Origin of the sequence: Kitasatospora sp. SUK 42 (assembly GCF_015776785.2) — a bacterium.
In the GTDB taxonomy this organism is placed as follows: domain Bacteria; phylum Actinomycetota; class Actinomycetes; order Streptomycetales; family Streptomycetaceae; genus Kitasatospora.
In genome coordinates, this window is the sequence record NZ_LFMD02000007.1 from 912327 (window position 1) to 936734 (window position 24408).

General features: G+C 72.6%; 24 protein-coding genes and 1 riboswitch. Of the genes, 6 read left to right on the forward strand and 18 right to left on the reverse strand.

The features are described 5' to 3' along the window. Positions 1 to 120: 120 nt before the first annotated feature. Complete coding sequence (locus RZ50_RS25710) at positions 121 to 1302, reverse strand: MFS transporter (RefSeq protein ID WP_196950729.1); 1182 nt, start codon at positions 1300 to 1302, stop codon at positions 121 to 123. A gap of 151 nt (positions 1303 to 1453) precedes the next feature. Between RZ50_RS25710 and RZ50_RS25715 the strand changes: the two genes are divergently transcribed. Then, the gene (locus RZ50_RS25715; protein ID WP_196950728.1) at positions 1454 to 2485 is read left to right on the forward strand and encodes a helix-turn-helix domain-containing protein; all 1032 of its coding nucleotides are present in this window, start codon (positions 1454 to 1456) and stop codon (positions 2483 to 2485) included. 115 nt (positions 2486 to 2600) lie between these two features. On the opposite strand, the gene RZ50_RS25720 is transcribed toward RZ50_RS25715, so the two are convergent. Then, entirely contained in the window at positions 2601 to 3002 is a 402-nt protein-coding gene (locus RZ50_RS25720) for a gamma-glutamylcyclotransferase (protein ID WP_196950727.1), read from the reverse strand. Between the two features lie 93 nt (positions 3003 to 3095). Further along, complete coding sequence (gene aceB / locus RZ50_RS25725) at positions 3096 to 4748, reverse strand: malate synthase A (protein WP_196950726.1); 1653 nt, start codon at positions 4746 to 4748, stop codon at positions 3096 to 3098. A gap of 201 nt (positions 4749 to 4949) precedes the next feature. Here aceB and RZ50_RS25730 point away from each other — a divergent pair, with 201 nt between their 5' ends. Together RZ50_RS25730 and RZ50_RS25735 are read left to right on the forward strand one after the other, a co-directional pair. Then, on the forward strand, positions 4950 to 5747 hold the full coding sequence (locus tag RZ50_RS25730; protein ID WP_196950725.1) for an IclR family transcriptional regulator: 798 nt from the start codon (positions 4950 to 4952) through the stop codon (positions 5745 to 5747). 179 nt (positions 5748 to 5926) lie between these two features. Continuing rightward, positions 5927 to 6577, forward strand: a complete 651-nt coding sequence (locus RZ50_RS25735; protein WP_196950724.1) for a hypothetical protein — start codon at positions 5927 to 5929, stop codon at positions 6575 to 6577. A 55-nt stretch (positions 6578 to 6632) separates the two neighbouring features. Here RZ50_RS25735 and RZ50_RS25740 read toward each other — a convergent pair whose 3' ends face one another. Both RZ50_RS25740 and RZ50_RS25745 read right to left on the reverse strand, forming a co-directional pair. After that, positions 6633 to 7982 (reverse strand): family 16 glycosylhydrolase, encoded by a 1350-nt coding sequence (locus RZ50_RS25740; RefSeq protein WP_254803055.1) that lies wholly within the window; start codon positions 7980 to 7982, stop codon positions 6633 to 6635. Positions 7983 to 7989: 7 nt separating this feature from the next. After that, positions 7990 to 8097: riboswitch (cyclic di-AMP (ydaO/yuaA leader) on the reverse strand. A gap of 307 nt (positions 8098 to 8404) precedes the next feature. Beyond that, on the reverse strand, positions 8405 to 9703 hold the full coding sequence (locus RZ50_RS25745; RefSeq protein ID WP_196950723.1) for a triacylglycerol lipase: 1299 nt from the start codon (positions 9701 to 9703) through the stop codon (positions 8405 to 8407). A gap of 289 nt (positions 9704 to 9992) precedes the next feature. Between RZ50_RS25745 and RZ50_RS25750 the strand changes: the two genes are divergently transcribed. Further along, positions 9993 to 10322 (forward strand): phenolic acid decarboxylase, encoded by a 330-nt coding sequence (locus RZ50_RS25750; RefSeq protein ID WP_196950722.1) that lies wholly within the window; start codon positions 9993 to 9995, stop codon positions 10320 to 10322. Positions 10323 to 10403: 81 nt separating this feature from the next. On the opposite strand, the gene RZ50_RS25755 is transcribed toward RZ50_RS25750, so the two are convergent. Together RZ50_RS25755 and RZ50_RS25760 are read right to left on the reverse strand one after the other, a co-directional pair. Next, positions 10404 to 11546, reverse strand: coding sequence for an esterase family protein (locus RZ50_RS25755; protein ID WP_196950721.1), 1143 nt, complete (start codon positions 11544 to 11546; stop codon positions 10404 to 10406). 284 nt (positions 11547 to 11830) lie between these two features. Beyond that, positions 11831 to 12457, reverse strand: coding sequence for a TetR family transcriptional regulator (locus tag RZ50_RS25760; protein WP_196950720.1), 627 nt, complete (start codon positions 12455 to 12457; stop codon positions 11831 to 11833). A 137-nt stretch (positions 12458 to 12594) separates the two neighbouring features. On the opposite strand from RZ50_RS25760, the gene RZ50_RS25765 reads away from it, so the two are divergent. Next, positions 12595 to 13359, forward strand: a complete 765-nt coding sequence (locus RZ50_RS25765; RefSeq protein WP_196950719.1) for an SDR family NAD(P)-dependent oxidoreductase — start codon at positions 12595 to 12597, stop codon at positions 13357 to 13359. A gap of 87 nt (positions 13360 to 13446) precedes the next feature. Here RZ50_RS25765 and RZ50_RS25770 read toward each other — a convergent pair whose 3' ends face one another. The 6 genes from RZ50_RS25770 to RZ50_RS25795 all read right to left on the reverse strand — a co-directional run bounded on the left by RZ50_RS25770 (position 13447) and on the right by RZ50_RS25795 (position 18041). Continuing rightward, entirely contained in the window at positions 13447 to 13932 is a 486-nt protein-coding gene (locus RZ50_RS25770) for a GNAT family N-acetyltransferase (protein ID WP_196950718.1), read from the reverse strand. 42 nt (positions 13933 to 13974) lie between these two features. Next, positions 13975 to 14907, reverse strand: a complete 933-nt coding sequence (locus tag RZ50_RS25775; protein WP_196950717.1) for a phosphotriesterase — start codon at positions 14905 to 14907, stop codon at positions 13975 to 13977. Then, positions 14904 to 15494 carry a carboxymuconolactone decarboxylase family protein gene (locus RZ50_RS25780; RefSeq protein ID WP_196950716.1) on the reverse strand — a complete coding sequence of 197 codons (591 nt, stop codon included), beginning with the start codon at positions 15492 to 15494 and terminating at the stop codon, positions 14904 to 14906. The genes RZ50_RS25775 and RZ50_RS25780 overlap by 4 nt, the downstream gene beginning before the upstream one ends. 17 nt (positions 15495 to 15511) lie before the next feature. After that, positions 15512 to 16132: a DUF4865 family protein gene (locus RZ50_RS25785; RefSeq protein ID WP_196950715.1), complete on the reverse strand. Its 621-nt coding sequence runs from the start codon at positions 16130 to 16132 to the stop codon at positions 15512 to 15514. 34 nt (positions 16133 to 16166) lie between these two features. After that, positions 16167 to 16733 (reverse strand): TetR/AcrR family transcriptional regulator, encoded by a 567-nt coding sequence (locus RZ50_RS25790; RefSeq protein ID WP_196950714.1) that lies wholly within the window; start codon positions 16731 to 16733, stop codon positions 16167 to 16169. A 288-nt stretch (positions 16734 to 17021) separates the two neighbouring features. Beyond that, on the reverse strand, positions 17022 to 18041 hold the full coding sequence (locus RZ50_RS25795) for an LLM class flavin-dependent oxidoreductase (RefSeq protein ID WP_196950713.1): 1020 nt from the start codon (positions 18039 to 18041) through the stop codon (positions 17022 to 17024). Between the two features lie 369 nt (positions 18042 to 18410). Between RZ50_RS25795 and RZ50_RS25800 the strand changes: the two genes are divergently transcribed. Further along, a complete protein-coding gene (locus RZ50_RS25800; protein ID WP_196950712.1) occupies positions 18411 to 19403 on the forward strand; it encodes an aldo/keto reductase in 993 nt (330 codons plus the stop codon). 163 nt (positions 19404 to 19566) lie between these two features. Here the strand turns inward: RZ50_RS25800 and RZ50_RS25805 are convergent, their stop codons facing one another. The 5 genes from RZ50_RS25805 to RZ50_RS25825 form a co-directional block, all read right to left on the reverse strand. Further along, entirely contained in the window at positions 19567 to 20640 is a 1074-nt protein-coding gene (locus RZ50_RS25805) for an LLM class flavin-dependent oxidoreductase (RefSeq protein ID WP_196950711.1), read from the reverse strand. Between the two features lie 3 nt (positions 20641 to 20643). Next, positions 20644 to 21549 carry an ABC transporter substrate-binding protein gene (locus tag RZ50_RS25810; RefSeq protein WP_196950710.1) on the reverse strand — a complete coding sequence of 302 codons (906 nt, stop codon included), beginning with the start codon at positions 21547 to 21549 and terminating at the stop codon, positions 20644 to 20646. Positions 21550 to 21615: 66 nt separating this feature from the next. Next, positions 21616 to 22410, reverse strand: coding sequence for an ABC transporter ATP-binding protein (locus tag RZ50_RS25815; protein ID WP_196950709.1), 795 nt, complete (start codon positions 22408 to 22410; stop codon positions 21616 to 21618). After that, positions 22407 to 23273, reverse strand: a complete 867-nt coding sequence (locus tag RZ50_RS25820) for an ABC transporter permease (RefSeq protein WP_308272261.1) — start codon at positions 23271 to 23273, stop codon at positions 22407 to 22409. The genes RZ50_RS25815 and RZ50_RS25820 overlap by 4 nt, the downstream gene beginning before the upstream one ends. Then, the gene (locus RZ50_RS25825; protein ID WP_308272263.1) at positions 23270 to 24298 is read right to left on the reverse strand and encodes an ABC transporter substrate-binding protein; all 1029 of its coding nucleotides are present in this window, start codon (positions 24296 to 24298) and stop codon (positions 23270 to 23272) included. Before RZ50_RS25825 ends, RZ50_RS25820 begins: the two co-directional genes overlap by 4 nt. Positions 24299 to 24408: the final 110 nt, after the last annotated feature.

Here is a 24408-nt window from a genome sequence, read left to right on the forward strand (position 1 = left end):
TTCGTCATCTGTTATCTGTCACCTGTTATCTGTCCGCTGTTCACTGTCACCGGTGCGCGGACCGCTGCCCCGGACCCACGGCGAGGGTCCGGGGCAGCGGCGCGCCCGGGGAACCGGCCCTCACCCGGCCGGGCGCCGCGAGGCCGAAACCTTCGAGGCCGGGACCTTCGAGGCCGGGACCAGTGCGAATCCGGCGAGGGAGAAGAGGACTGCGAGCACGAGCCAGCCGAGGGCGCCGTGGGTGACGACGGTCAGGCTGATCACCAGCGGACCGAGAACGTGCGCCGCGGCCTGGCCGCTCATGAAGACGCCCTGATACTCGCCGTGCGACCGAGGATCCGCCAGGTCCAGGCTGAGCGTCCAGCCACCGGCCGAGGTGAGGAGCTCGCCGAGGCTGTGGACCAGGGCGCCGGCCAGGACCGTCGCCGTCGCCACGGTCACCGGGCCGTACTGGGCCGCCGCGTAGACGAGGCAGGCGGCGGCGAGCAACACCCCTCCCCGGGCACAGGCACGCGCGGCCGTCGAGGCGCTGTCGACACCGCGGCTCGCACGGACCTGGAACAGCACCACCAGAAGGCAGTTGACCACGTTGACCGCGGCGACCACGGCGGTCGGCGCGTCCGTCGCCAGCACGATCCACAGCGGTATCCCGACCGTGAGCACGGCCAGCTGAAGCTCCAGCACGGCGTGCAGGGCGGTGACCAGCAGGTAGCGCCGGTCCCGAAGTGCCGTCCGCTGCCGAACCACTGCCGCTTCGGGCGCCCGCCTCTCCGCCTCCGCCGGGAGGGGCAAAACGGCCAGCAGGGCCGTCGCGCCGAGGAAGCTCGCCGCGTCCAGGGCCATCATCGTCACGCACCCGGCATAGGTGTTCGCCTGGAGGGCGACCGCCGCACCGGTGGATCCGACGACGACCCCCGCATTCATCACCGACCGCAGCAACGCCCTTGCCCGGACCTGCCGTTCGGCGGGAATCACCCGCGCGATCAGCGCGCTGCGCACCGCCACCGCACCGCGCTCCAGCACCGTCGCCACGCACACCAGCACCACGTACGCGGCGAAGGAGTGCACGAACGCGTACCCGAGCACGGCCACGGCCTCCAGCGGCCCGACCACGAGCAGCAGCCGCCTGCTGCCGATCCGGTCCGCGAGCCGGCCCATCGGCACCCCCGCGAACACCCCGCACACCCCGGCGGCGGTGAGCCCCAGCGCGACCCGTCCGGGCGTCAGCCCGACGGACCGGGTGAGGAACAGCACGCTCACCGTCACGAACAGGCCGTTGCCGACGGTGTTCACCAGGCTCATCAGGGCCAATCCGCGCAGCAGCGGATCATCCGGGAGCAGTCGGCCGACGAGGCCAGGGCGGGAAACGGAGGGCGGACGCGCCGCGGCGGAAGTCATGGCAGCAGGACAGCGGGGTTCCGATCGCGGTGGAATTCTTTTACCGTTGCGGTCAATGTTCGAGTTCCGATTGGGTGTTGATGATCTGGCCGCCACCTGGTTCGGCTACTCCCCGCTACAGGAAACGGTGTTGAGCCTGCGCACCCGATCCCGGCCGGGCGGCTATCCGGAGCAGCAGCGGTGGGTGGCCGGCTGGCGATCACGCTACGCGGCCCTGGACACCGCCCTGTTGGATTCCCTGATCACCCCGCTGGGCTTCGTGCCGGACTTCCTGACGCCCCGCCCGACGGTGCCCCGGCCGGACATCGCGGCCGAGCTCGCCGTCCTGGCGGCCACCCCGCCCGAGGTCGTGCGGACGGACGTCCTGACCGCGTACCGCAGCGCCGGGAACGTGCTCCCGCCGGTGCTGGCCGCACTGGTCGACGATCCGGCGGCGCTCGCCGCCCGGGTGGCCGGGGCGCTGGAGGCGTACTGGACGCACTGCCTCGCCCCCGCCTGGTGGCCGCGGGCACGCTCGGTGCTGGAGGCGGACATCGCCTACCGGGGGCGGCGGCTCTCGGAGCACGGCGCCGAAGGACTGTTCGCCGATCTCGACGGCCGCCTGTCCTGGCACGCCGGCGTCCTGCGGCTCACCGACCCGCACCCCGCCACCAAGGCCCTGGGGACCACGGTGGACGTCGCCGGGCGGGGGCTCGTGCTGATGCCGACGCTGTTCGCGCTCGGCGCGGTGACCGACATCATCCAGGGCGGGCCTCCGGTCATCACGTACCCGGCGCGGGGCAAGGCCACGATGGGCGAGGACGCGGAGACCGGTCGGCGCCCACCGGAGCAGGGCTCGGCGCTCGCGGGGCTGATCGGCGCACCCCGGGCGAGGCTGCTCCTCCTGCTGGAGACCCCGGCGAGCACCACCGAACTGGCCCACCGACTCGGTGTCACCCCGGCGGCGGTCAGCCGCCACCTCGGCGCGCTCACGGCCGCCGGCCTGCTGGAACGCACCCGGCGCGGACGCAGTGTCCTCTACCGGCGCAGCGGACTGGGGGACAACCTGGCGGCGGGCGGGCGGGGGCGACGGGCGCCCGACGGGTGACGGCGAACAGCTGACGGATAACAGATGATGAAAGTTGTCAGCTGTTATCTGTTGATTGTCGGCTGTCCGCTGTCCGCAGAGCCGCCAGGTAGCCGGGTAGCCGGGCCGCCAACCGTCAGGCCGTACGCCCCAGCGTCGCCAGGTAGGCGCGCCAGCCGCCGTGGTGGGTGATCTCGCGGTGCACGCCCCGCTCCAGCTCCCCGCGGGCGAGCAGCATGGACAGGCAGGCGGAACCGTCCTCCAGCTCGATCACACCGAGTTCCAGCTCGCGCGGCTCGCCGGGCAGGATGACGTCCCGCAGCCGCTCCAGGGGAATGTCGTACAGCTCGCCCTCGATCGCGGTGTCGACCGCCGGATCGGCCAGCAGTCCCGGGCAGACGTCCGTGCCGCCGCTGTGGTCGATGGAGAAGAAGCGGTAGCCGGGGGCGGTCCGGGCCGGACCGATCAGCGAGTCGGCGACCTTCGCGTGGAACGGTCCGCCGACCATCGCCTGGCCGTTGAAGAACATGCGCGCCATGGGTGAACTCCTCATGTGAAAAAGGCCGTTCCGTACGACGACGAGAGGACAGGTGGAATCGTCGCCGCACGGAACGGAGCCGTGGACCGCCGCTCAGCCCAGCAGGGGAAGCGCGGGGAGGGTCAGGAAGTCCGCGAAGTCCTCGGCCAGGGCGACCTGTTCGAAGAGCCGGGCGGCCTCCTGCCAGCGGCCGGCCCCGTAGGCCTCCTCGCCCAGCTCGGTGCGGAGTCCGGCCAGCTCTGCGGCGACCAGGGCGCGGACCAGCTCGGCGGTGGCCTTCTCGCCGGTGTCGGACAGCACGACCCCGTTGTGGATCCACTGCCAGATCTGCGAGCGGGAGATCTCGGCGGTGGCGGCGTCCTCCATCATGTTGAAGATGCCGACCGCGCCGAGGCCGCGCAGCCACGCCTCGATGTAGCGGATGCCGACCTGGACGGCGTTGTGCAGCCCCGCGCGGGTGCAGGTGCCGCCGGCGCCGGCGACGTCGAGCAGTTCGGCCGCGGTGACCGGCTCGGACGGGCCCGGGTTGTCCTTCTGGTGGGGACGCTCGCCGAGCACCGCGTCGAAGGAGGCGCGGGCGACCGGCACCAGGTCCGGGTGGGCGACCCAGGAGCCGTCGAAGCCGTTGCCCGCCTCGCGGTCCTTGTCCGCCTTAACCTTCTCCAGCGCGGCCGCGTTGACCTCCGGGTCCTTGCGGCTGGGGATGAACGCGGCCATGCCGCCGATCGCGTGGGCGCCGCGCCGGTGGCAGGTCTGCACCAGCAGCCGGGTGTAGGCGGCCATGAAGGGCGAGGCCATGGTGACGCTGTTGCGGTCCGGCAGGATGTAGTGCTCGCCGGCGTCGCGGAAGTTCTTGACGATCGAGAACAGGTAGTCCCAGCGCCCTGCGTTGAGGCCGGCCGCGTGGTCGCGCAGCTCGTAGAGGATCTCGTCCATCTCGAACGCGGCGGTGATGGTCTCGATCAGCACGGTGGCGCGGACGGTGCCGTGCGGGATGCCGAGTTCGGCCTGGGCGTGGGTGAACACGTCGTTCCACAGCCGGGCTTCGAGGTGGCTCTCGGTCTTCGGCAGGTAGAAGTACGGGCCGGAGTTCGGGTCCTCGGCGCCCTTGGCGAGCAGCCGGGCCGCGTTGTGGAAGAAGTACAGTCCGAAGTCGACGAACGCGCCGGCCACCGGGGCGCCGTCGACCAGCAGGTGGTTCTCGTCCAGGTGCCAGCCGCGCGGGCGGACCACGACGGTCGCCAGTTCGGCGGCGGGCCTGAGGGCGTAGGCCTTGCCGGCGGAGGTGGTGAAGTCGATCCGGCCCTCGAAGGCGTCGATCAGGTTGACCTGGCCGCTCACCACGTTCTCCCAGGTCGGGGAGGTGGCGTCCTCGAAGTCGGCGAGCCAGATCCGCGCCCCGGAGTTGAGCGCGTTGATGACCATCTTGCGGTCGGTCGGGCCGGTGATCTCGACCCGGCGGTCCTGGAGGGCGCGCGGCGCCTCGGCGACCTTCCAGTCGCCGGCCCGGATGTCGGCGGTCCCGGGGAGGAAGTCCAGCGTGCCGGTGGCGGCGATCTCCGCGCGGCGGCTCCTGCGCCTGGCCAGGAGTTCCTGCCGGCGGCCCTCGAAGGCGCGATGGAGGCCGGCCACGAAGACGAGCGCCTCCGGGGTGAGCACCTCCTCCGCCCGGTGGACGCGCGGTCCGGCGACAGTGACGACCGGAGCGGCGGGGGAGGCGCCGACGGGCCCCTGATCTGCAGCCATGAGCAGGACACTCCTAAGACGGTTGAGCCTGACGAAGGGAGCTCCGACAGGAACTTCCTCGGGAACTTCCTTGATCGGACCCTGCCTGCCGGCGAGTCCGATTCTGTAAGGTGGAGACTAGTTTCCGCGATACAGAATTTCAACGGTTTGTTGAAGAGGTCGCCGGGACTCTACTCCTCCCCGACAGCGAAGGGAACGCCGGTGGTTGCGACCCCCGACTCAGCACCGACGACAGGCGCCGACCGCGCGAGCGGCGGCGTGCAGTCCGTCGAGCGCGCCTTCCAACTCCTGGAGGCGCTGGCCGACTCCGGCGGAGTGGCCACCCTCAGCGAGCTCTCCACCACCTCCGGCCTCCCGATGCCGACCATCCACCGACTGGTTCGTACCCTCGTCCAGCAGGGCTATGTCCGCCAGGACACCGCGCGCCGCTACACCCTCGGCCCCCGGCTGATCCGGCTCGGCGAGACGGCCGGCCGCCTGCTCGGCAGCTGGGCCCGCCCCTACCTGGCCGAACTCATGGAGGCCACCGGCGAAACCGCCAACCTGGCGGTGCTGGAAGGCGGCGAGGTGGTGTACGTCGGACAGGTGCAGTCCCGGCGCTCGATGCGGATGTTCACCGAGGTCGGACGCCGGGTGCAGCCGCACTGCACCGGAGTCGGCAAGGCACTGCTCGCCCAGCTCCCCGAGGACGAGGCCCGCGCGATCCTCGGCCCCAACCCGCTGCCCGCACACACCGAGTACACCGTCACCGACCCGCAGGAACTGCTGAGCCAGCTCACCGAGGCGCGCGAGCGCGGGTACGTGGTCGACGACCAGGAGCAGGAGATCGGCGTCCGCTGCATCGCGCTCGCCGTCCCGGGCGCGCCGACGCCCACCGCGCTCTCGGTGTCCGGCCCCGAGGCCCGCATCCGGGCGCTGGAGGAGCAGGCCGGCGCCTCCGCGCTGGTGCCGGTGATGCACCAGATCGCGACCAGGCTGGGGCAGGTCCTCGCGCCCTGACATTGCCTCAACTGCCGCCGTACGCGCAGGGGATGTGTGGTTTCGTCCAGCCGGTGTCCCTCGTTCGGGGGGACGGCGGGCGGGTTGCGCCCCGGATCCGGCGGCGACTCCGCCACCCTGGTGCGGACGCGGCCCGCGACGGCGCGGGCGGCCGGAACGCGAGAGCAGGGTGAGCGGGGATGACACGCCGGGACGGACGGGACGCACTGGACCGGCGACGCGGCACCGGGCACGACACCGAACACCGCACCGGGCGACGTACCGGGCTCAGCGCCCGGCTCCGCAGCGGATTGGTCGCGGCCGTGACGGCGCTGGCGGTGGGCTGTGCGGTGGCGGTGCTGGTCGACGTGCCGTCCTGGGCCCGTCAGCCCGAGCCCGGTCCGGGCGTCGGCCTCACGGTGGCCGCCGAACCGTCCCGCTCCGAGCTGGAGGTGGTCCGGATCGACCCGGACGCCGCCCCGCCCGGCGGCACCACCACCATCCACGCCTTCGTCGCCAACCGCGGCCCGGACACCACTGCCTCCCCGATCACGGTCGTGGTCCACCTGCCGCACGGCGTCACCGCGGAGGGCCCGTACTTCCCGTCCGACTGCCAGGTGTTCCGGGGCGGCCGCCAGGTGCGCTGCGTCTTCGGCCCCGGCCTGCCGCCGCTGCGCAGTGCGACCGCGCTCGTCCCGGTCCGGCTGGACCCGGAGCTGCACCCGGGCAGGCTCGACGGGGGCTGGGTCGCGGCGCACGGCCCCGACGACCGGAGCGGGAGCGACCACCGGCAGCCGTTCGACCTCACGGTGGTCGAAACGGCTGCCGGTTCGCGCGCGGCCAGTTCGTGAGGGGCCGGTTCGCGAGCAGTCGGCCGGTGGGCGGCCCTCCCGGCGGAGGGGCGCGTCAGCGGTACACGCGGACGTAGTCGGCGGCGAAGGTGATCGGGGCACTCCCCTGCGGGCCCGGGTGGTACTGGCCCGCGGACACCGACAGGTTGAGGACCAGGTACGCCGACCAGTTGGCGCCGACGCCCTTTCCGTCCGAGAAGACCTTGACGCCGTTGACGTACCAGTCGACCGAGTTGGCGCCGTAGTAGGTACCGATGGTCACCCACTGGTCCTTGGCGATGGCGCCCGCGTCGATGTGGTACTTCGCGTTGCCCGGGTTGACGTGGTTGGTCAGCTCCAGCAGGTTCGGGTTGTCAGGGTGGTACTCGAAGGAGTCGACCTCCCCGTTGCCGTTCTTCCAGGTCCACAGGGCCGGCCAGGCGCCGCTGCCGGAGGGCAGCTTGACCCGGGCCTCGGCGTAGTCGCCGGTCCTGACCTGGAAGCCCTCGGCGGAGCCCTCGGTGGTCAGGAAGCCGGTGTTCCAGGACTGCTTGCCGTTCTCCAGGGCGGGCCCGCCGGGCGTGGCGGTGAAGGTGGCGACGCCGTTGGCGACGGTGACGTTGTTCCTGTTCAGCCAGTCGAGCTTGTTGTCGCCCGGGTTGTGGTTGCCGTACTTGTACGCGGTGCTCTTGTCGCCGACCCAGCGCTGGCCCCAGGCTATGGGGCCGTTGAACTCGTCGGACCAGGTCAGCGACTTGCCGGCGATCGGCGAGGCCTGCGCCGGGGTGCTCGGGCTCGCGGTGGCTCCGGGGGTGGTGGTCGGCCGGGTGGTCGGGGTGCCGGCGGAAGTGGCGCTCGGCTTGGCGGTCGGGGACGGCTTGGCGCCGGAGGTGGTCGTCGGGGCCTGGCTCGTCGGGGCCGGGGTCGGCGTGGACGCACCGGCGGCGGAGACCACCAGCTGCCGCGAGGGCAGGTTGTGCCAGGCGCCGCCGAGGTCCTGCCACATGCCGAACTGGGTGTACGTCCCCGCGGGCAGGCTGCGTGGGCCACTGGTGAAGTCGAAGCCGCTCGGGCAGATCTGCACGTTGCCCGCGCTGCCGGGGAAGTCGAGGTTGGTGCCGCGCGCGTCGCGCACCCCGACACCGACGGCCTTCGCGGTGAAGCACGACGAGGAGTGCAGGCTGAGCGAGGCGGTGGCGGCCTTGCCCGCGACCATGGTGGCGGGGGCGAGCCGGTCCTGGGTGACGGTCGGAGCGGTGACGGACTGGGCACCGGAGACGGCCTGGGCGCCGGAGACGGACGGCAGGCCGAGAAGGCCGGCGCCGCTGATCGCGAACGCGCCGGTGGCGGCGAGGGCCGCGTTGCGACCGCGGTGGGACGGGCGGGCGTGGCGCGGGGCTCGGCGGCGCCGGGCGGGCTGGTGCATGGGGGTCCTCTGCGACGCCTGCGAGGTGAGCTGTCGGATTCGGGCTGCAGTTGCCCGGCCGCCTGCGGAGCGGCTTCACCCCTAGCCTCGGCCCGCACGCGGGAGCGTACGGGCCGGGCGCTGACCTTGGTTCCCCCGCTCCCGTCCGCTGTGGTGCTCGGCTGCCCGCCGACGGGTGGACGGGACTCGGCGTCCCGGCGGCGGGGTCCGCGAGGGGCGGACGACCGGTTGCAGGCTAGGCAAGCCGTCCGTGAACGGACAACTCCACCGGGCCCGTTGTCGCGCAGCTCACAGTGATGTCGATCAACGACGCTGCGTGGCGGCCGAGTTGATCACTGGCGTGGGTCAATGGTGTGGATCAACTACACGGATCAACGGCGCGCGTCGGCGGCGCACGCCACCGACACGGATCGACGGCAGGGCTAGCCCAGCCACGAGTTGACCTGGCTCTCGGCGTCCGGGGACCATGCCAGCTCCAGGTGGTTGAGGCCGGTGAGCAGCCGGGTGCCACCGACCGTCGCGATACCGGTGGTGTCCAGGGCGCTCGCGGTGAACACGATGCCGTCGCTGGGCCCGCGGTTCTCGTTGAGCACGCCGGGGATGTCCGCCGACCCGCCCGCGAGGAGGTAGGTGCGTACCGAGGCGGGCACGCCGGCCCGTTGCAGCGGGGCGATCAGCGAGCCCGCGTCGATGGCCGCCTGGATGCCCTGGCCGGAGGTGTAGAAGCCCTGGCCGCCGTAGTAGGTGGTCCACCAGTCCTGGGCGGTGGTGTCCACCCCGTAGGTGCCGTCCCAGCGGGCGAGCATCTGGCGCTGTCCCGGGTAGCAGTCGTAGCCGCCGGTCGGCAGCACGCCGAGGCAGGGCTGCGCGGTGTAGGTGCCGTAGCAGGTCATGTACAGGTGCGGGGACGGCGCGTTGGCGGTGCCGCCGCAGGCCGGCCAGGTGGCCAGGTCGAAGTCCCAGCCGTGCGCGTAGGCGTAGTCGAGCCCGCCGTTCGGCCCGCCGAGGGTGACCAGGCGGCGCACGTCGCCCGCGTACGCCCTCCCCCAGGACGGGCGCACCGAGGACACGTACGCCCGGGCGGAGATCTCGCCCTTGCTCCAGGCCACCACGTCGACCTGGGGGACGCCGAGGCGGGCCCGGATCAGGGCGATCGCGTCGCCGATGGCCTGGGCCTGGAGCAGGTTGTCGCCGTGCTTGTGGGCGAAGCCGATCGCGAAGACCCGGTGGCCCGTCCCGGCGAGGTACTGGGCGAGGCCGGTGGACGGGCAGCTCGCGGCGCCGCAGGTGCCGCTCTCCCCCGGGTTGGCCCAGGCGCGGTCGGCGTTGTCGTTGACGCCGTGGACCAGCAGGACGGGGGTGGCGAGGCCGCCGGTGTCCCAGCCGGCGGCGGAGTAGAGGAGGAAGCGGCCGGAGTAGGGCTCACCGGTGCCGAAGTAGGTGCGGCGGGCGCCGTCCTGGTCGCCGCGGCCGTCGGCGGGGAACTGCTCGGTGCGGAAGCCGGGGGTGGTGTCGAGGTACCGCTCGACCTTGGCCCAGCCGTTGCCGGGGGTGGGGAAGGTGGCTTCGAGGGTGAGCGGGGCGGTGGCCGCCTGCGCCGGGGTGGTGACCGCCTGCGCCGGGGTGGGGGCCCCGAGGAGGAGTGCGGCGAGGGTCAGGAGCACGGCGGACAGCGCGGCGGGGACGCTTCTGGTGGGGGTGCGGGTGGGGGTACGTCTCATGGGCGTGGACGGTAGGACCGGCGCGCGGCGGGCGCCCATGTGCCGGTCGCACACCCCCACCGGCGGCGCGGTGGCGGACCGCACCGTGGCGCGGGGCGAAACGGGCCGTGGCACGGGCGCGGACAGGGGCGGCGGCGGGGCGGGACGGGCCGTGACGCGGGGCGAACCGTTCGGCGCCGGGGCCCCACCGAGTCCGCCCGGTCGGATAAATTGGATGCCTGGCATCTTCCGCAGTGCACAAGAGCTCCGAGCATCTCCGAGCATCACAGAAACGAGGACCCGCCCCACCATGACCGCGTCCCTGCCCGCCTTCGCCGGCCGTACCTACGTCTTCCGGGCCGACAACGGCGCGGCCTTCCGCAACACCTACTCGGCCGACGGCACGCGGCTGCGCTGGGAGGGCCTCGGCGAGTCGGCGGGCCAGTGGGAGGACGTGCGGCTGCACGTCGCCGAGGTCGCGCCGGAGATCTACTTCGTCAGCTGGACGGAGCAGAGCGGGATCACCGTCAGCCACGTGATGGACCTCAACAAGCTGACCGTGCGGGCCTTCTGGACCTTCGAGGGCGAGGGCGGCCGGGTCGGCCAGCTGCACACCGGGACGCTGGAGCGGGTGGCCTGAGCCACGTGAGAACCGAACCCCCGGGGCTGCGGCCCCAGGGGTTCGTCGTGTCGACGCGTCGGCGTGCGAGTGGTCCGGCCGTCAGACCGACTGGTTGGGCACCTTGAGGTGCTGGGAGAGCCACTCCAGCGAGGACGGCAGCAGCGCGCTCCAGGTCTCGAAGTTGTGGCCGCCGTTCTCCAGCATGCTGTAGGAGACCTTCATCGGGCTCTTCACCGCGTCGACGAAGGCCTCGGTGTCCTGCTTGTAGTTGCCGTCGCCCTCCTTGGTGCCGGCCAGCAGCACGGAGACGTTCGGCTGGGGCAGGTTCTTCAACCGCCACATCAGGTTGGCCTCGTCGCGGCGCTGCTTGCTGCCGCCGAAGAGGTCGCCGGTGGTCGGATCGTCGGCGGCGTCGTAGTACGCGGACAGGGCGACGGCGGTCGGGAAGACGTCCGGGTGGCGCATGGCCAGCTTGAGGGCGCAGTAGCCGCCGGTCGAGTTGCCCATGAACGCCCAGGCCTGCGGGTCGCTGGAGACCCGGAAGCTCGCCTCGATCGCCGAGGGGACGTCCTTGGTGAAGTAGGTGTCGGACTGGGCGCCGCCCGGGATGTCCTCGCACTCCGTGTCCTGCGGGAGGGCGGGCGAGGGACGCATCAGGACCAGGACGGTCGGCTGCATCCTCCCCGCCTGCAGCAGCTTGAGCGCCGCGCCCGGGTAGTTGAACCGGGTGATCAGGTTCTCGGCGATCCCCGGGAAGCCGGTGCTGACGATCACGGCCGGGAACTGGCGGTTCGCGTACTCGGGCTGGAAGTACTGCGGCGGCAGGTAGACGTACCCCTCGGTGGACAGCCGGCTGACGGCGCCGTCTATCCGGACCTTGCGGATCTCGCCGGACTGGCTGGGCTCCCGGCCCATCGCGCCGCCGCCCTTGACCTCGGCGTGGCCGATCGTGTCCACCAGCAGGCGCCCGGAGGCGTCCGCCTTGTTGTGGATGACCACCGGGCCGGTGGTGCCGGTGCCCAGCAGGTCGTCCCAGCTGCTGTAGAAGGCGAAGTAGTTGTTCGCGACCAGGCCGAGCGCGGCGAGGACGGCGAGCTGGGTGGCGAGCAGCGCGCCGATCCGGCCGAGCACCGCCTGCCAGCTCTTCCTGGCGAGTCTGGGCCACAACCAGACCGTGCCGACCATCATCACGACGGAAACCAATACGGCCAGCGCCAGCACCTTGTGGCTCGTCAGACCCATGTCCTACTTGCTCCCACGCCTCGAACTCCCCGCCCCCTCCGCCAAGGACATCCGAGGAGATCACCCCGGTTCCCCTCCGGGACGCGAGCACCAACCCTAGCGGTAGCTGGGAGAACGCTGATGGCGGCTGGGAGGTAACAGCAAACAGATAACAGCTGACAGATTTCGAAATCTGTCAGCTGTTATCTGTTCGCTGGCGGCTGTTCGCTGGCGGCTGCCGGCTGTTCGCTGTCGGCTCGCGGCTGTCGGCCGTTCGTTGCTATCCGGCAGCCACCCCCACTCCCCTACTCCCCGCCGACCCGCCCCCACAGCCGCAGCCCCGCCGTGAGCTCGCGCATGCAGCGGGCGCCGAGGTCCTGCGGGGAGCCCGGGCCGGTGGCGGCGGCGTCGGAGGCGGCCCACTGCTCCAGGGCCACCCGGATGGCCGCGGTCGCGGCGGCGGCCCCCAGCCGGATCTCCAGCGGGTCGGTACCGTCCGGGCAGCGCTCGGCGAGGACGGTCCGCAGCCGCTCCTCCGAACCCGAGTGCACCCGCTGCCAGGTGCCGTCGAGCCGCGGGTCGCGCAGCAGGCTGCGGGTCCAGTGCATCGCCTCGACGGCCGCGTCGTCGGCCGGGGTCAGCGACTCGACCGCCGACCGCTCCAGCGCCTCCCGCAGCGGCAGGTCCGCCGAGCTCTCCGCGAGCAGTTCCACCCAGCGCCGCCCGCCCGCCGCGAGCAGCGGCGCGACGGCGTCCTCCTTGACGGAGAAGTAGCGGTAGAAGGTGCGCAGCGAGATGCCCGCGGCGAGGGCGATCTCCTCGGCGGTGGTCGCCTCGGCGCCCTGCCGGGCGAAGAGCGCGGCGGCGGTGCGGGCGATGTCCAGCCGGGTGGCGTCACGGCGGCGCTGGGTCAGGGTGGGGCGTCCGGTCACAGGGTCAGCGTACGCAGGCGAAGCACCTTCTGACACGTTGCGCCGCAATGTCACAACAAGACTTATTGGCACAACATGCCAGAAAGGCGTACCGTGCCTATCGAGGTCGAGAGACCACGAACGAACGGAGTACCACCATGGAGCGCTTCAGCGGACGGAACGTCCTGATCACCGGCGGCGGCTCGGGCATCGGCCAGGCGACCGTGCACCGGATCCTCGCCGAGGGCGGGAAGGTCGTCGCCGTCGACGTCAACGAGGACGGCCTGAAGAAGACGCTGGACCGCGCGACCGCCGACGGCACCGCGGACCGCCTGACCATCCAGGTTCTCGACATCTCGGACGAGGCCGCCGTGGTGACGGGTGTGGCCGAGGCGATCACGGGTCTGGGCGGCCTGGACGTCCTGGTCAACGCGGCCGGCATCCTCCGCTCCTCGCACACCCACGAGACCACCCTGGAGTTCTGGAACAAGCTCCTCGCGGTGAACCTGACCGGCACCTTCCTGATGACCCGCGAGGCGCTCCCCGCGCTGCTCGCGAACGGCAAGGGCGTGGTGGTCAACTTCAGCTCCACCTCCGCGAGCTTCGCCCACCCCTACATGGCCGCGTACGCCGCGACGAAGGGCGGCATCCAGTCCTTCACCCACGCGATCGCCTCGGAGTACTCGAAGCAGGGCCTGCGCGCGGTCTGCGTGGCGCCGGGCAGCATCGACAGCGGCATGACCAACAACCCCGGTCTGCCCGCCGACGCCGACTTCAGCCTGCTCGCCAAGCTCTCCCCCGCCATCGGCCAGGGCTTCGCGGGCCCGGAGACGGTGGCCGGTGTGATCGCCATGCTCGCCTCCGACGACGGCGCGTTCGTCACCGGCACCGAGCTCCGCATCGACGGCGGCACCCACATGTGACGCGTCGGTCCGGTTGACGGCGGGGCCTGTGCCATCCCCCTTACGGCACAGGCCCCGCCGCGTTTTCTCCCTGAGAGTCGGGCGGGGTCAGGCCAGCGGCTTGGCCAGGAGGAGCTCGCGGGTGCCCGCGTCGTCGAGCGGCTCACCGGGCTCGGCGAGCGGGACGAAGCCGTGGCGGCGGTAGAGCGCCAGCGCGGGTTCGTTGCCGGGGAGCACGGCGAGGCGCAGCGTGCGACCGCCGGTGGCCCGGGCCCAGCGTTCGACCTCCTCGATCAGCCGGTCCGCGACGCCCCGGCCGCGCGCCTGCGGCCCGACCCAGAGCGAACGCAGCTCCCGCACGCCCCCCGCCGCGCCCAGGACACCGCCGGCCAGGCCGACCGGGACGCCGTCGAGCAGGGCCGCGACGTGGAGGGTGCCCGGCAGGTGGAGCCGGGCCCGCCAGCGCTCCTCGCCGCCCCGGTGCCAGTCCGCCAGGCCCCTCTTGAAGGCGTGCGGCGCGTCGGTCAGCGCGGCGAGGCGCAGGTCGCGCCAGAGCGGCCAGTCGTCGGCGGTGAGGGTCCGGAGCGTCGGCATGACCGTCACGGTACGGGTGCGCGGAGGCGCCGGGTGCGTGTTTCAGGGCGTGCGCCAGTCGGCGGCGAGGGCGGCGGCCGGGTTGGCGACGAGGAGCCGGTCGGGCAGTTCGGGGCCGAAGCTGCGGGCCAGGCGCGGGGCGAGGTCGGTGAGCAGTCGGGCGGGGCCGCCGGCCTGCCGGGCCGTACGGGTGGTGGTGTCGGCGCCGAGCAGCAGCCGGTCGGCGTGACCCGCCTCGACCAGGTCGGCGATCACGTCGAAGGCCTGCAGGTCGGCGGGGTGGCCGAGCCTGGACGGGCTGTCCAGCGCGAGGTGGACGCCCTCGGCGGCCAGGCTGCGGTGCAGCGAGCGGTCGGTGAACCGGGTGAGGTGGCCGAGGACGATCCGGTCGGGCCGGACACCGTGCAGGCCGCTGAGCTGCTCCAGCACGCCGTGCGGATCGCCGTCGGATTCGAGGTGGACGGCGATCGGGGCGCCGGTGGCGTGGTGTGCCCGGGCGGCTGCGGCCAGGGTCCCCCGGGTGTGCGGGGTCGTGGGCCCCGGGTCGTCCGCGACCTTGATCAGCCCGGCCCGGACGCCCTCGGGCGCGCCGGGCAGTCCGGTGGTGAGCTCGGCGACGAAGCGTTCGGCGAGGTCGCCGACGGCGCGGAGGGCTCCAGATGGGTAGTGGACCGCCTGGTGCGCGCCGGTGGCGGCGACCACCTGAACGCCGGTCGCACGGGAGAGCCCGGCGAGGGAGTCCGCGCCACGGCCCATGCCCCACGGGGTCCACTGGACGAGGGTGCGGCCGCCCGCGGCGGCGTAGGCGCGCAGGACGTCCTCAGCGGCGGCCGGGTCGTCCAGCTCCTGGGCGGGGAGCAGGGGGCTGCGGATGAAGAGGTGGTCGTGGGAGTCGGTGACGCCGAGCCCGGCGGGGTCGATGTCACCGAGGACGGTCCGCACGGTGCGTGCCGCACGGGCGGTGGGGGTGCTCATCCGCGGGCTCCGGGGGTGGCTTCCGCTCCGGGGGTGGCTTCCGCTTCGGGGGTGGCTTCCGCTTCGGGGGCCGACTTCGAGTCGGGGGCCGACTGCTCGTCGGCGGCCGGCTTCGGGTCGGAGGCGCGCTGCGAATCGGAGGCGGCGAAGGTGGCAGTGGCGACGCGGAGGCCGGCCAGTGCCTTGGGGACGCCGACGTAGGGGGCGAGGTGGACGAGGACCTCGGTGATCTCCTCCCGCGTCAGGCCGATCCGCAGGCTGTTGCGGACGTGGTCGGCGAGCTGCGGTTCGACGCCGCCGAGGGCGGTGAGCGCGGCCAGGTTGGCGATCTGGCGGTCGCGCAGGGCGAGGCCGGGGCGCTGGTAGGTGCCGCCGAAGAGACTGGTGATGATCCAGTCGGGGAAGCCGGGGGCGAGGCCGTCCAGGCCGCCGAGGGTGGCGGCGGCGACGGGGCCGGCGAGGTCGGCGAGCAGGGCGTAGCCGGCTTCGCGGTCGAGCGGGGCGGCGGTGAGGTCGGCCGGGGTGAGGTCGGCGGGGCTCAGGTCAGTGGCGGGTGCCTGGGCGACAGACGTCGGGGTGGCGGGCATCGGGGTGGCGGGTCCTTTCACCAGTGGCGGCCGGTCGGCAGCCGGTCGAGTTCGGGGCGGGAGAGGTGCAGCACCCGGTAGCGGGTGCCGGGCACCTCCTCGGGGGCCGGGCCGTGCCAGAGGGCGAAGCGGAGCAGCTCCCAGCGGCTCGGGTCCACGGCGACGGCGGCGGTGTGCAGGTCGGAGTGCACGGGGAGTTCGGCGAGGGCCCGCTCGACGGCCTCGGCCGGGTCGGCGGTCTCCGGGAGGCGTACGGTCTCGCGGGTGGCCGTGGTCGGGGGTTCGGTCCGGGCGTCGCCGATCCGCGCGTCACCGGCCCGGACGCCCTGGGCGCGGGCGCCCCGGGACAGGCCCGCGCCGAGCCAGTGGCGGACGGCGGGGCGGCCGAAGTCGGCGCTCAGGCCGCGGAAGCCAGGGCCCCAGAGGAAGCCGTTCATGCCCTCGGCGGTGCGCCAGAGGTAGAACGGCGCGTACTGGTTGACCGGCGAGCCGTCCTGGCCGCGCTCACGGACCAGGTACGCCTTCAGCCCGAGGCCGGGGTGGGCGTCGAGCAGGTGGCCCCGCTCGGCGACGCGCTTCCGGATGATGCCCAGGTCGTAGTCGGCGGGGAGGGTGATCTCGTACTGCATGGCGTGCACGGCAGGACTCCTCGGGTTGCGCGTCGGGTGGAGGTCAGGCCTGCCGGTGTGCGGCGAGCAGTCCGAGGGCGCCGCGTACGGCCCGGTCGAAGGGCTCGGCGCTGTCGGCGGCGCGGGCCAGCACGTAGCCGCCCTGGACGACGGCGACCACCGCGGCGGCGGTGTCCCCCGGGTCCAGGCAGGGGGCGAACTCGCCGCGCGCCTGGCCCTCGGTGACCAGCTCGGCGATCCGGCCGCGCAGCCAGTCGAAGGTCTCCTCGACGGGGGCGCGCAGCTGCGGGTCGGCGACGACGTCCGGATCCTGGGCCATCCGGCCGATCCGGCAGCCGCGCAGCACCTCGCGGTCGCGGTGCAGGTAGGCGGCGATGCGGTCGTACGCGCTGCCGGGGGCGGAGAGGTCGGCCTCGGCGATGCCCCGCATCTGCTCGGCGCTGCGGCGCAGGGCGGCGGCGGCGAGGTCGGGCTTGCCGGTGAAGTGGTGGTACATGCTGCCCTGGCCGACCCCGGAGCGCTGCTGGATGGCCTTCGGGCTGGTGCCGACGTAGCCGCGCTCCCAGAGGAGTGCCTGGGTGCTCTCGATGAGGCGGTCCTGGGTGGTCATGCGGATCACTGTACATACCAGTAGGTACAGAGCGCCAGAGAGTATCCCCGGCAGCGGTCCGGGAGACCGGAACGCCTGAGGGCCGTGCGCCGCCCCCCGGCGGCCACGGCCCCTCGCCCGTTCGTCATCCCCCGCCCCACCGGGCGGCATTCCGCCCCGACCGGTGGCGCGCGTCACGTCACGTACGGTCGCGGGCGTCACACCGGACGGGGGGTGCGCGGCGCGTTGCGCGGGCGGGCGGGGCGGGGACCGTCGCGCGGACCGGACGTCGCCCCGCGCCGCCCGCCGTCAGGGCAGTTCGCGCCGGATCACCGGGGCCACCTCGCCCGCGAACAGCTCCAGTTGCTCCCGCTGCGCGCCCTCGGTCAGCGCGTCCACGCCGATGCCGACCACCTCGTTGCCGAAGGCCTCGTGGTAGCGGTGGATCTTCTCGATCACCTGCTGCGGGCTGCCCACCAGTGCCGAACCGTGCTCCAGCGCGTCCTCCAGAGAATTGAACGGCGAGTTGTTGTGCCGACCGGCCGCCGAGTTGAACATTTCGTTCCAGTAAGGGCGGTAGCCCTCGACGGCGTCCTGCGAGCGTCTGGCGACGTACAGCCCGCCAAAGCCCGCGCCCACCCGGGCCTCCTTCGGGTCGTGCCCGTAGTGCTCCCAGCGCTCGCGGTAGTGCTCGACCAGGGCCTGGTACTTGGCCAGCGGGTGGAAGGAGTTGGCGGAGAACAGCGGATCACCGTAACGGGCCGCGAGATCGGTGGACTGGACACTGGTCGCGCTGCCGTGCCAGACCGGGATCGGATCCTGGAGCGGGCGCGGCGAGACGGTGGCCTCCTTGAGCGGCGGGCGGGTCGAGCCCTCCCAGGTCACCTTCTCCTCCCGCCAAAGGCGGCGCAGCAGCGCGTAGTTCTCGGCGAGCGCGTCCCACTGGCGCTCCTCGGGAAGGCCGAACAGGCCGAAGTGGCGCGGATCGTTACCCTTGCCGACGATCAACTCGACCCGACCGCCGGAGAGTTGGTCCAGCATCGCGTAGTCCTCGGCGACCCGGACGGGGTCGAGGATGCTGAGCACCGTCACGGTGGTGAACAGCCGGATGGCCGAGGTGCGGACGGCGATCGCGCTGAGCAGGACGGGCGGCGCCGGGGAGATGAACGGCTCGCCGTGGCGCTCCCCCACCCCGTAGCCGTCGTAACCGAGTTGTTCGGCGAGGACGGCCTGGTCGATCACGCTGTGGAGCTTCTGCTGCGGGGTCCGCCGCACACCGGTGACGGGGTCGGGGCCGTTGGCGACGAGGGACGAGACGGTGAACCGCACGGCGGTCTCCTTGGGGCGATCGAGAGGAAGGGGTCGGGGCGGGTCACTGACCGCTTCGAGCGCCGTGGAGGAGGCGGAGCCGGTCCCACGAGGGCACCGTGCGGTGCCGCGCTCGGACGGGCAGCACCGATGGGGAACGCGGGGCACTGGTCACCCGGTCACGGGCCGGGCGGATCGCCCGGCGGGGAGTGGCGTCAGCGCGCGGTGCTGCGGCGGTGGCGACAACAACAGCGGGGTACGACGGTCACGGTCAGGACTGCCATCACGCCCCCTTCGCCTCGCACCCATACGCTCCTCCGCGAGGATAGGCAGTGGCCGGAAACGGGGCAAGGGCTTGATCGGGCGGGCCCTGCTGGCAAGATGTCCGGCATGAGCTACCTCGCCGCGGATGACCGCTATGCCTCGATGACCTACCGGAAGGCCGGCCGCAGTGGCGTCCAGCTGCCCGCCGTCTCGCTCGGGCTCTGGCACAACTTCGGTGACGCCCAGCCGCTGGAGGTGCAGCGGGCCGTGCTGCGCCGGGCCTTCGACCGGGGCGTCACGCACTTCGACCTGGCGAACAACTACGGCCCGCCCTACGGCAGCGCGGAGCGCAACTTCGGCTACCTCTTCGCGCAGGACTTCCGGCCGTACCGGGACGAGCTGTTCATCGCGAGCAAGGCCGGCTGGGACATGTGGCCCGGCCCGTACGGCAACGGCGGCAGCCGCAAGTACCTGCTGGCCAGCCTGGACCAGTCGCTGGAGCGGATGGGGCTGGACTACGTCGACGTCTTCTACTCGCACCGCTACGACCCGGACACCCCGATCGAGGAGACGATGGGGGCGCTGGACCGTGCGGTGCGCTCCGGCAAGGCGCTGTACGCGGCGATCTCCAACTACCCGGCGGAGCAGCACCGGGAGGCGGTGGCGATCCTGCGCGAGCTGGGGACGCCGGTGCTGATGAACCAGTCGGTGTACTCGATCCTCAACCGGCACGTGGAGGAGGGCGGCGTGCTGGACGCGGTGGGCGACACCCAGACCAGCCTGATCGCCTACTCGCCGCTGGCCCAGGGGCTGTTGACGGACCGCTATCTCTCCGGGCAGGTGCCGGCCGGGTCGCGGATGTCGGTCGGGAAGTTCCTGACCGAGGAGACGCTGACCGAAGCGAAGCTGGAGCAGCTGCGGGCGCTGAACAAGGTCGCCGAGGGGCGCGGGCAGACCCTGGCGCAGCTGGCGCTGTGCTGGGTGCTGCGGGATCCTCGGGTGGTCTCGGTGATCATCGGCGCGAGCAGCGTGGCCCAGCTGGACCAGAACCTCGACGCCCTGGCGGGCGGGCCCCTGACGGAGGAGGAGCTGGCGGAGATCGACCGGCTGAGCCTCTGAGCTTCTGAGGCGCTGAGCCCCTGAGGCTGGTTGACGGGCTCGTGAGTAACGGCCGACGGATGACAGCTGACAGATTTCGAAATCTGTCAGCTGTCATCTGTTCTCTGTTCCCCGTCAGCTGTTAGCTGTCGGCTGTTATCCGCCGGCTGTAGTCCGTCGGCTGTCAGCGACGGATGCCCAGCGCGGGCAGGACCGTTTCTGCAATCCGGTGGGCCTCCTCCAGCAGCGGGTTGCCGGAGAGGATGAAGGTGTCCACGCCCAGCGCCTCGAACTCCTGCAGCCGCTCGACCACCTGGGCGGTCGAACCGACCACCGCCGTCCCCGGGCCGGGGCGGAACAGGCTCATGCCCGGCCAGAGGTTCGGGTAGGCCTCCAGCTCCCGGGCCCGGGCCGGGACCTTCCCGCCGTGCTGGCGGAACTGCCGCTGCCAGCCGACGCCGTCCTCCCCCTTGGTCTCCCCCAGCTGCCGGGCGTACGTCGCCTCACTGGTCACGTCGAGCAGCCGGTCGGCGGCGGCCCAGGCCTCGTCCTCGGTGTCGCGGACGATCAGGTGCAGCCGCAGCCCGATCCGCAGGGTCCGGCCGTGAGCCGCGGCGCGCTCGCGCACCAGGTCCAGCTTCTCCTTGAGCAGGTGCGGCGGCTCGCCCCAGGTCAGGTAGACGTCCACGTGCTGGGCCGCCATCTCGATGCCGGCCGCCGAACTGCCGCCGAACCAGAGCGGGATGCCGCCCTGCTGCACCGGGGTGAGCTCCCGCAGGCTCGCGCCCGCGTTCTTCAGATCGTAGAACTCGCCCTTGTGGTCGAAGACTTCACCAGCCGTGAGGCGCTTGACGATCGACCAGTACTCGGCGCTGAGCCGGTAGCGGTCGTCGTGCTCGACGTCCAGGCCGTACTCGCGCAGCTGCGCGGTGGAGCCGTTCACCACGTTGAAGCGCAGTCGGCCGCCGTGCAGGTGGTCGAAGCTGAGCGCCATCTTGGCCAGCAGGGTGGGTGAGACCAGCCCGGGGTGCACGGCCAGCAGCGGCTTGAACGCCGGAGTGGTGGCGGCGGCGAGGGCGCTGCCGAGCGTCCAGACGTCGTGGAGGTCGGTCGCGAGCAGGGCGCCGGTGTAGCCCAGGCGCTCGACGCTGCCGGCGAGTTGCTGAAGGTAGCGCAGGTCCACCGGGCGGCGGCCGGCCGGCTCCCAGGGGTAGTGACCCTCGCGCGGGATGATGTACCAGAGGACTTCGGAGGCCACGGCTCAGCTCTCCTTCGCGAGCGCGGCCGCCACCGGGGCCTCCAGGGCGGGCAGGTGGGCGTCGGCGACGGTCAGCGTGCGGTCGATGAACCCGACTCCGTGGAAGATGTCCGCGGCCTCCTGCTGCTCGGCGATGAACCCGGCGGTGGCCGGCTCCAGCCGCCAGGGAAGTGCGGCGAGGGCGGTCCGCCAGTCGGTGGCCGTACCGCCCAGCTCCCCGGACGCGATCGCGGCGGCCTCGGCCGGGTGGGCGGCCGCCCAGGCGTCCGCCCGGCGCAGTGCGGTGGCGATCGCGGCGACCACCTCGGGGCGCGCGGTCGCGAACTCTCGGCGGGTGAAGAACACCGAGCGGTCGGTGATCACGTCGCCGGTGCGGATCAGCTCGCGGAACTCCCCGGTGCGGCGGGCGGCGGCGAGCTCCGCCCCCTGGGCGATCCAGCCCGCGATCTCGCCGTCGCGCAGCCGCTGCGCCTGGTCCTCCCCCGCCGCCGGACGCGCCGGGATGACGTCCTCGCCGTACGAGAGCCCCTGCGCGTGCAGGGCCTTGGCGAGCAGGTGGGTCTGCCAGGAGCCGACGGCGAGGACGACGGTACCGCCCTTGAGGTCCTCGACCGTACGGACCGGTCCGGCGTCCAGCACCAGCAGCGCGCCGTGGTCGGGGCGGGGTGCGGAGACCGCCGCGTACACCAGGTCGTGGCCGGCCGCCTGGGCGGTGATCGGCGGGGTGGAGCCGGTGCCGCCGAAGTCGATGGTGCCGTCGGCGAGCAGGTCGCCGGTGCGGGTGCCGTCGGTGTAGTGGTGGAATGCTCCGGTCTCGCCGAGCGGGGCCAACTCCTCGTCCAGGTAGGGCAGCCGGGCGAGGTAGTAGAGCGAGGGGTTGCTGGCGTGGACGCCGAGGGTGACGGTCATCTGTTCAACTCCGGTGGTGCGGGGGTGGTTTTCGTCGGATTCGGGCAACACGGGGGGCGAGGGTGCTCAGTGGACGCCGAGGTCGGCGAGCAGGTTCCGGCGCAGCTCGGCGAAGGCCGGGTCCGCGGGATCGCGGGGGTGGTCGACGCCGACCACCTCGTCCCGGACCAGCAGGCCGTCCCGCAGCACGGCGACGCGGTCGGCGAGCCGGACGGCCTCGTCCACGTCGTGGGTGACCAGCAGGACGGCCGGGCGGTGGCGGCGGACCAGGTCGCCGACCAGGTTCTGCATGCGCAGCCGGGTGAGTGCGTCCAGGGCGGCGAACGGTTCGTCCAGCAGCAGGAGTTGCGGCTCGCGGACGAGCGCCCTGGCGAGCGCGACGCGCTGCGCCTCGCCGCCCGACAGGGTGGCCGGCCAGGCGTCGGCGTGCCGTTCCAGGCCGACCTCGGCGAGCGCCTTCAGCCCGGTCTCCCGGGTCGTGGCGCCGCGCGGCAGGCCGACCGTGACATTGGCCAACACCCGCTTGGACGGCACGAGTCGGGGCTCCTGGAAGACCACCGTACGGACCGGGGGGACGAGGACGGTGCCCTCGTCGGCCTGGTCCAGCGCGCCGAGGATGCGCAGCAGGGTGGTCTTGCCGGTGCCGCTGGCGCCGAGCAGGGCGACGAACTCGCCCCGGGCGATGGAGAGGTCGACGCCGTCGAGGACGGCCCGGCTGCCGAACACCCGGCGTAGGCCGCGCAGATGGACGGCGGGGACGGTGGCCGTGGCGGCGACGGCGTCGGTGGTGGGCGTCGCGGTCGTGGCGGGCGTCGTGCCGGCGGAGGGCGTCCCGGTCGTGGCGGGCGTCGCGGTGGTCATCGGGCGGCTCCCTGGACGGCCTGACGCCAAGGCATCAGCAGGCGCTCCAGGACTCGGACGATGCCGTCGGCGGTGAGGCCGAGCAGTCCGTAGATCAGGATGCAGACGGCGAGGACGTCGGTGCGCGAGTAGTTCTGCGCCTGGGCCATCAAGTAGCCGATCCCCTCGGTGGAGTTGATCTCCTCGGCGGCGATCAGGGCGATCACGCTGAGGGTCATGGACAGCCGCAGTCCGGACAGCAGCGAGGGCAGTGCTCCGGGCAGTACGACCGTGCGCACGATCGCCCAGCGGCCGAGTCCGAAGCTGTGCATCGCCTCGACCAGCTTGCGGTCGGTGTTGCGGACTCCGCCGGAGGCCGAGACGTACATCGGGAAGCTGGTGGCCACACCGATCAGGGCGACCTTCGCGGTCTCGGTGATGCCGAACCACACCATGAACAGCGGGACGAGCGCCAGGAAGGGCACGGTGCGCAGGACCTGGATCGCCGAGTCGAGCAGTTCCTCGCCGAGTCGGGTGAAACCCGTGACCACGCCGAGCACCAGGCCGGTGGTGGCGCCGAAGAGCAGGCCCAGCCCGGCCCGGGTGAGCGAGACGGTGAGGGCGTCGGCCAGCTGGCCGTTGCCCCACAACTCGCCGACGGCCTCGGCGACCTGGGCGGGCGAGGCGAGCACGTCCTGGGTGAGTGCGCCGGTGGCGGAGGCGAGTGCCCAGCCGCCGAGCAGGGCCAGCGGGCCGAGGGTCCGCAGGACGACCGCGAGGGCGCGCGGCCGGGGCCTGCGGCGTTTGGTGCGCGGGGCCACCAGGCCCGCGTCGAGGGCGGCCCGGGTGTCCTCGGAGGCGATGTCCGGTGCTGCCGTGGTCACTTGGAACCGCCTGCGAGCGTGTTGATGTCGATCAGGTACGGCTTGACGTCGACCAGCTGCTTGGTGACCTTCTGGTCGGCGAAGAACTGAGCGACCGTCCCGAAGCGGGTGATGTCGGACTCGGCGATGGCGTCGGCCGCGGCACCCTGCCGGCTGACGTTCACCGCGATGTCCTTCTCGGCGGGGGTGACGGCGGTCGGGCCGGAGTCGGTGAAGACGTTGAGGTAGGCGGCCGGGTCGGCCTTCTCCTGCAGACCGTTCTCGCGCAGGTAGGTGTAGAAGGCCTTGACCACCTCGGGGTGCTTGTCGGCGAAGCCGTTGCGCACCGCCCAGACCGCGTAGTTGTCGGAGCCGATCGCCTTGCCGTCGACGAGGAAGTGGGCGCCGGCGTTGGCGATGGTCGGCGTGGAGAAGGTGTTCCAGGTCGCCCAGGCGTCCACCTGGCCGGAGTTGAAGACGCCGGAGGTCTGGTCGGCGCGCAGGTAGACCCGTTCGACCTTGTCGGCCGGGACACCGCTCTTCTCCAGCGCCTTGAGGAGCAGGTACTCGCTGGTGCCGCCCTGGGAGACGGCGACCTTCTTGCCGACCAGGTCCTGCACGGTCTTGATGGGCGAGTCGTTCTTGACCAGGATCCCCTCGCCGACGCCGTCGGGCGCGGTCTGGGCGAACAGCTTGAAGCCGGGCTTCTGGGCGAGCGCGGCGACGGCCGAGGTGATCGATCCCTGGGCGACGTCGAGCTGGTCGGCGGACAGCGCCTGGGCGGCGGGGGCGAAGGGGCCGGCGCTCCCGGTCCAGGCCACCTTGGCGTGGACGGCGGCGAGGGCCTTGTCCAGGGAGCCGTCCTTCTTGCCGCGGGCGAGGAATCCGTTGTTGCCGGGGTCGGGCAGGCGGAGCACCACGTCGGCCTTGCCACCGGCCCCGCCGTCGGCGGAGGCCTTGGCCCCGTCGGCGGACGAGCCGCAGGCGGCCAGGGCGGTGGAGGCGAGCAGCGCGGTGGCGGCGAGGGCGAGGCGGGGGGTGTTCACGGGGGTCTCCAAACGGGCGACAGATGACGACTGACAGCTGACAACTTTCGAAATCTGTTCGCTGAACTCTGTTCGATGAAAGTTGTCTGCTGAAAGCTGTTCGCTGAAGG

Excerpts from the sequence above, each read along its gene's own strand:
- RZ50_RS25715 (WP_196950728.1), top strand. The coding sequence starts at position 1,454 with ATGTTCGAGTTCCGATTGGGTGTTGATGATCTGGCCGCCACCTGGTTC.
- RZ50_RS25775 (WP_196950717.1), bottom strand. The coding sequence starts at position 14,907 with ATGAGCACCCCCACCGCCCGTGCGGCACGCACCGTGCGGACCGTCCTC.
- RZ50_RS25750 (WP_196950722.1), top strand. The coding sequence starts at position 9,993 with ATGACCGCGTCCCTGCCCGCCTTCGCCGGCCGTACCTACGTCTTCCGG.
- RZ50_RS25780 (WP_196950716.1), bottom strand. The coding sequence starts at position 15,494 with ATGCCCGCCACCCCGACGTCTGTCGCCCAGGCACCCGCCACTGACCTG.
- RZ50_RS25745 (WP_196950723.1), bottom strand. The coding sequence starts at position 9,703 with ATGAGACGTACCCCCACCCGCACCCCCACCAGAAGCGTCCCCGCCGCG.
- RZ50_RS25810 (WP_196950710.1), bottom strand. The coding sequence starts at position 21,549 with ATGACCGTCACCCTCGGCGTCCACGCCAGCAACCCCTCGCTCTACTAC.
- RZ50_RS25815 (WP_196950709.1), bottom strand. The coding sequence starts at position 22,410 with ATGACCACCGCGACGCCCGCCACGACCGGGACGCCCTCCGCCGGCACG.
- RZ50_RS25765 (WP_196950719.1), top strand. The coding sequence starts at position 12,595 with ATGGAGCGCTTCAGCGGACGGAACGTCCTGATCACCGGCGGCGGCTCG.
- RZ50_RS25735 (WP_196950724.1), top strand. The coding sequence starts at position 5,927 with ATGACACGCCGGGACGGACGGGACGCACTGGACCGGCGACGCGGCACC.
- RZ50_RS25710 (WP_196950729.1), bottom strand. The coding sequence starts at position 1,302 with ATGAGCCTGGTGAACACCGTCGGCAACGGCCTGTTCGTGACGGTGAGC.
- RZ50_RS25720 (WP_196950727.1), bottom strand. The coding sequence starts at position 3,002 with ATGGCGCGCATGTTCTTCAACGGCCAGGCGATGGTCGGCGGACCGTTC.
- RZ50_RS25755 (WP_196950721.1), bottom strand. The coding sequence starts at position 11,546 with ATGGGTCTGACGAGCCACAAGGTGCTGGCGCTGGCCGTATTGGTTTCC.
- RZ50_RS25800 (WP_196950712.1), top strand. The coding sequence starts at position 18,411 with ATGAGCTACCTCGCCGCGGATGACCGCTATGCCTCGATGACCTACCGG.
- aceB (WP_196950726.1), bottom strand. The coding sequence starts at position 4,748 with ATGGCTGCAGATCAGGGGCCCGTCGGCGCCTCCCCCGCCGCTCCGGTC.
- RZ50_RS25740 (WP_254803055.1), bottom strand. The coding sequence starts at position 7,982 with ATGCACCAGCCCGCCCGGCGCCGCCGAGCCCCGCGCCACGCCCGCCCG.
- RZ50_RS25770 (WP_196950718.1), bottom strand. The coding sequence starts at position 13,932 with ATGCCGACGCTCCGGACCCTCACCGCCGACGACTGGCCGCTCTGGCGC.
- RZ50_RS25790 (WP_196950714.1), bottom strand. The coding sequence starts at position 16,733 with ATGACCACCCAGGACCGCCTCATCGAGAGCACCCAGGCACTCCTCTGG.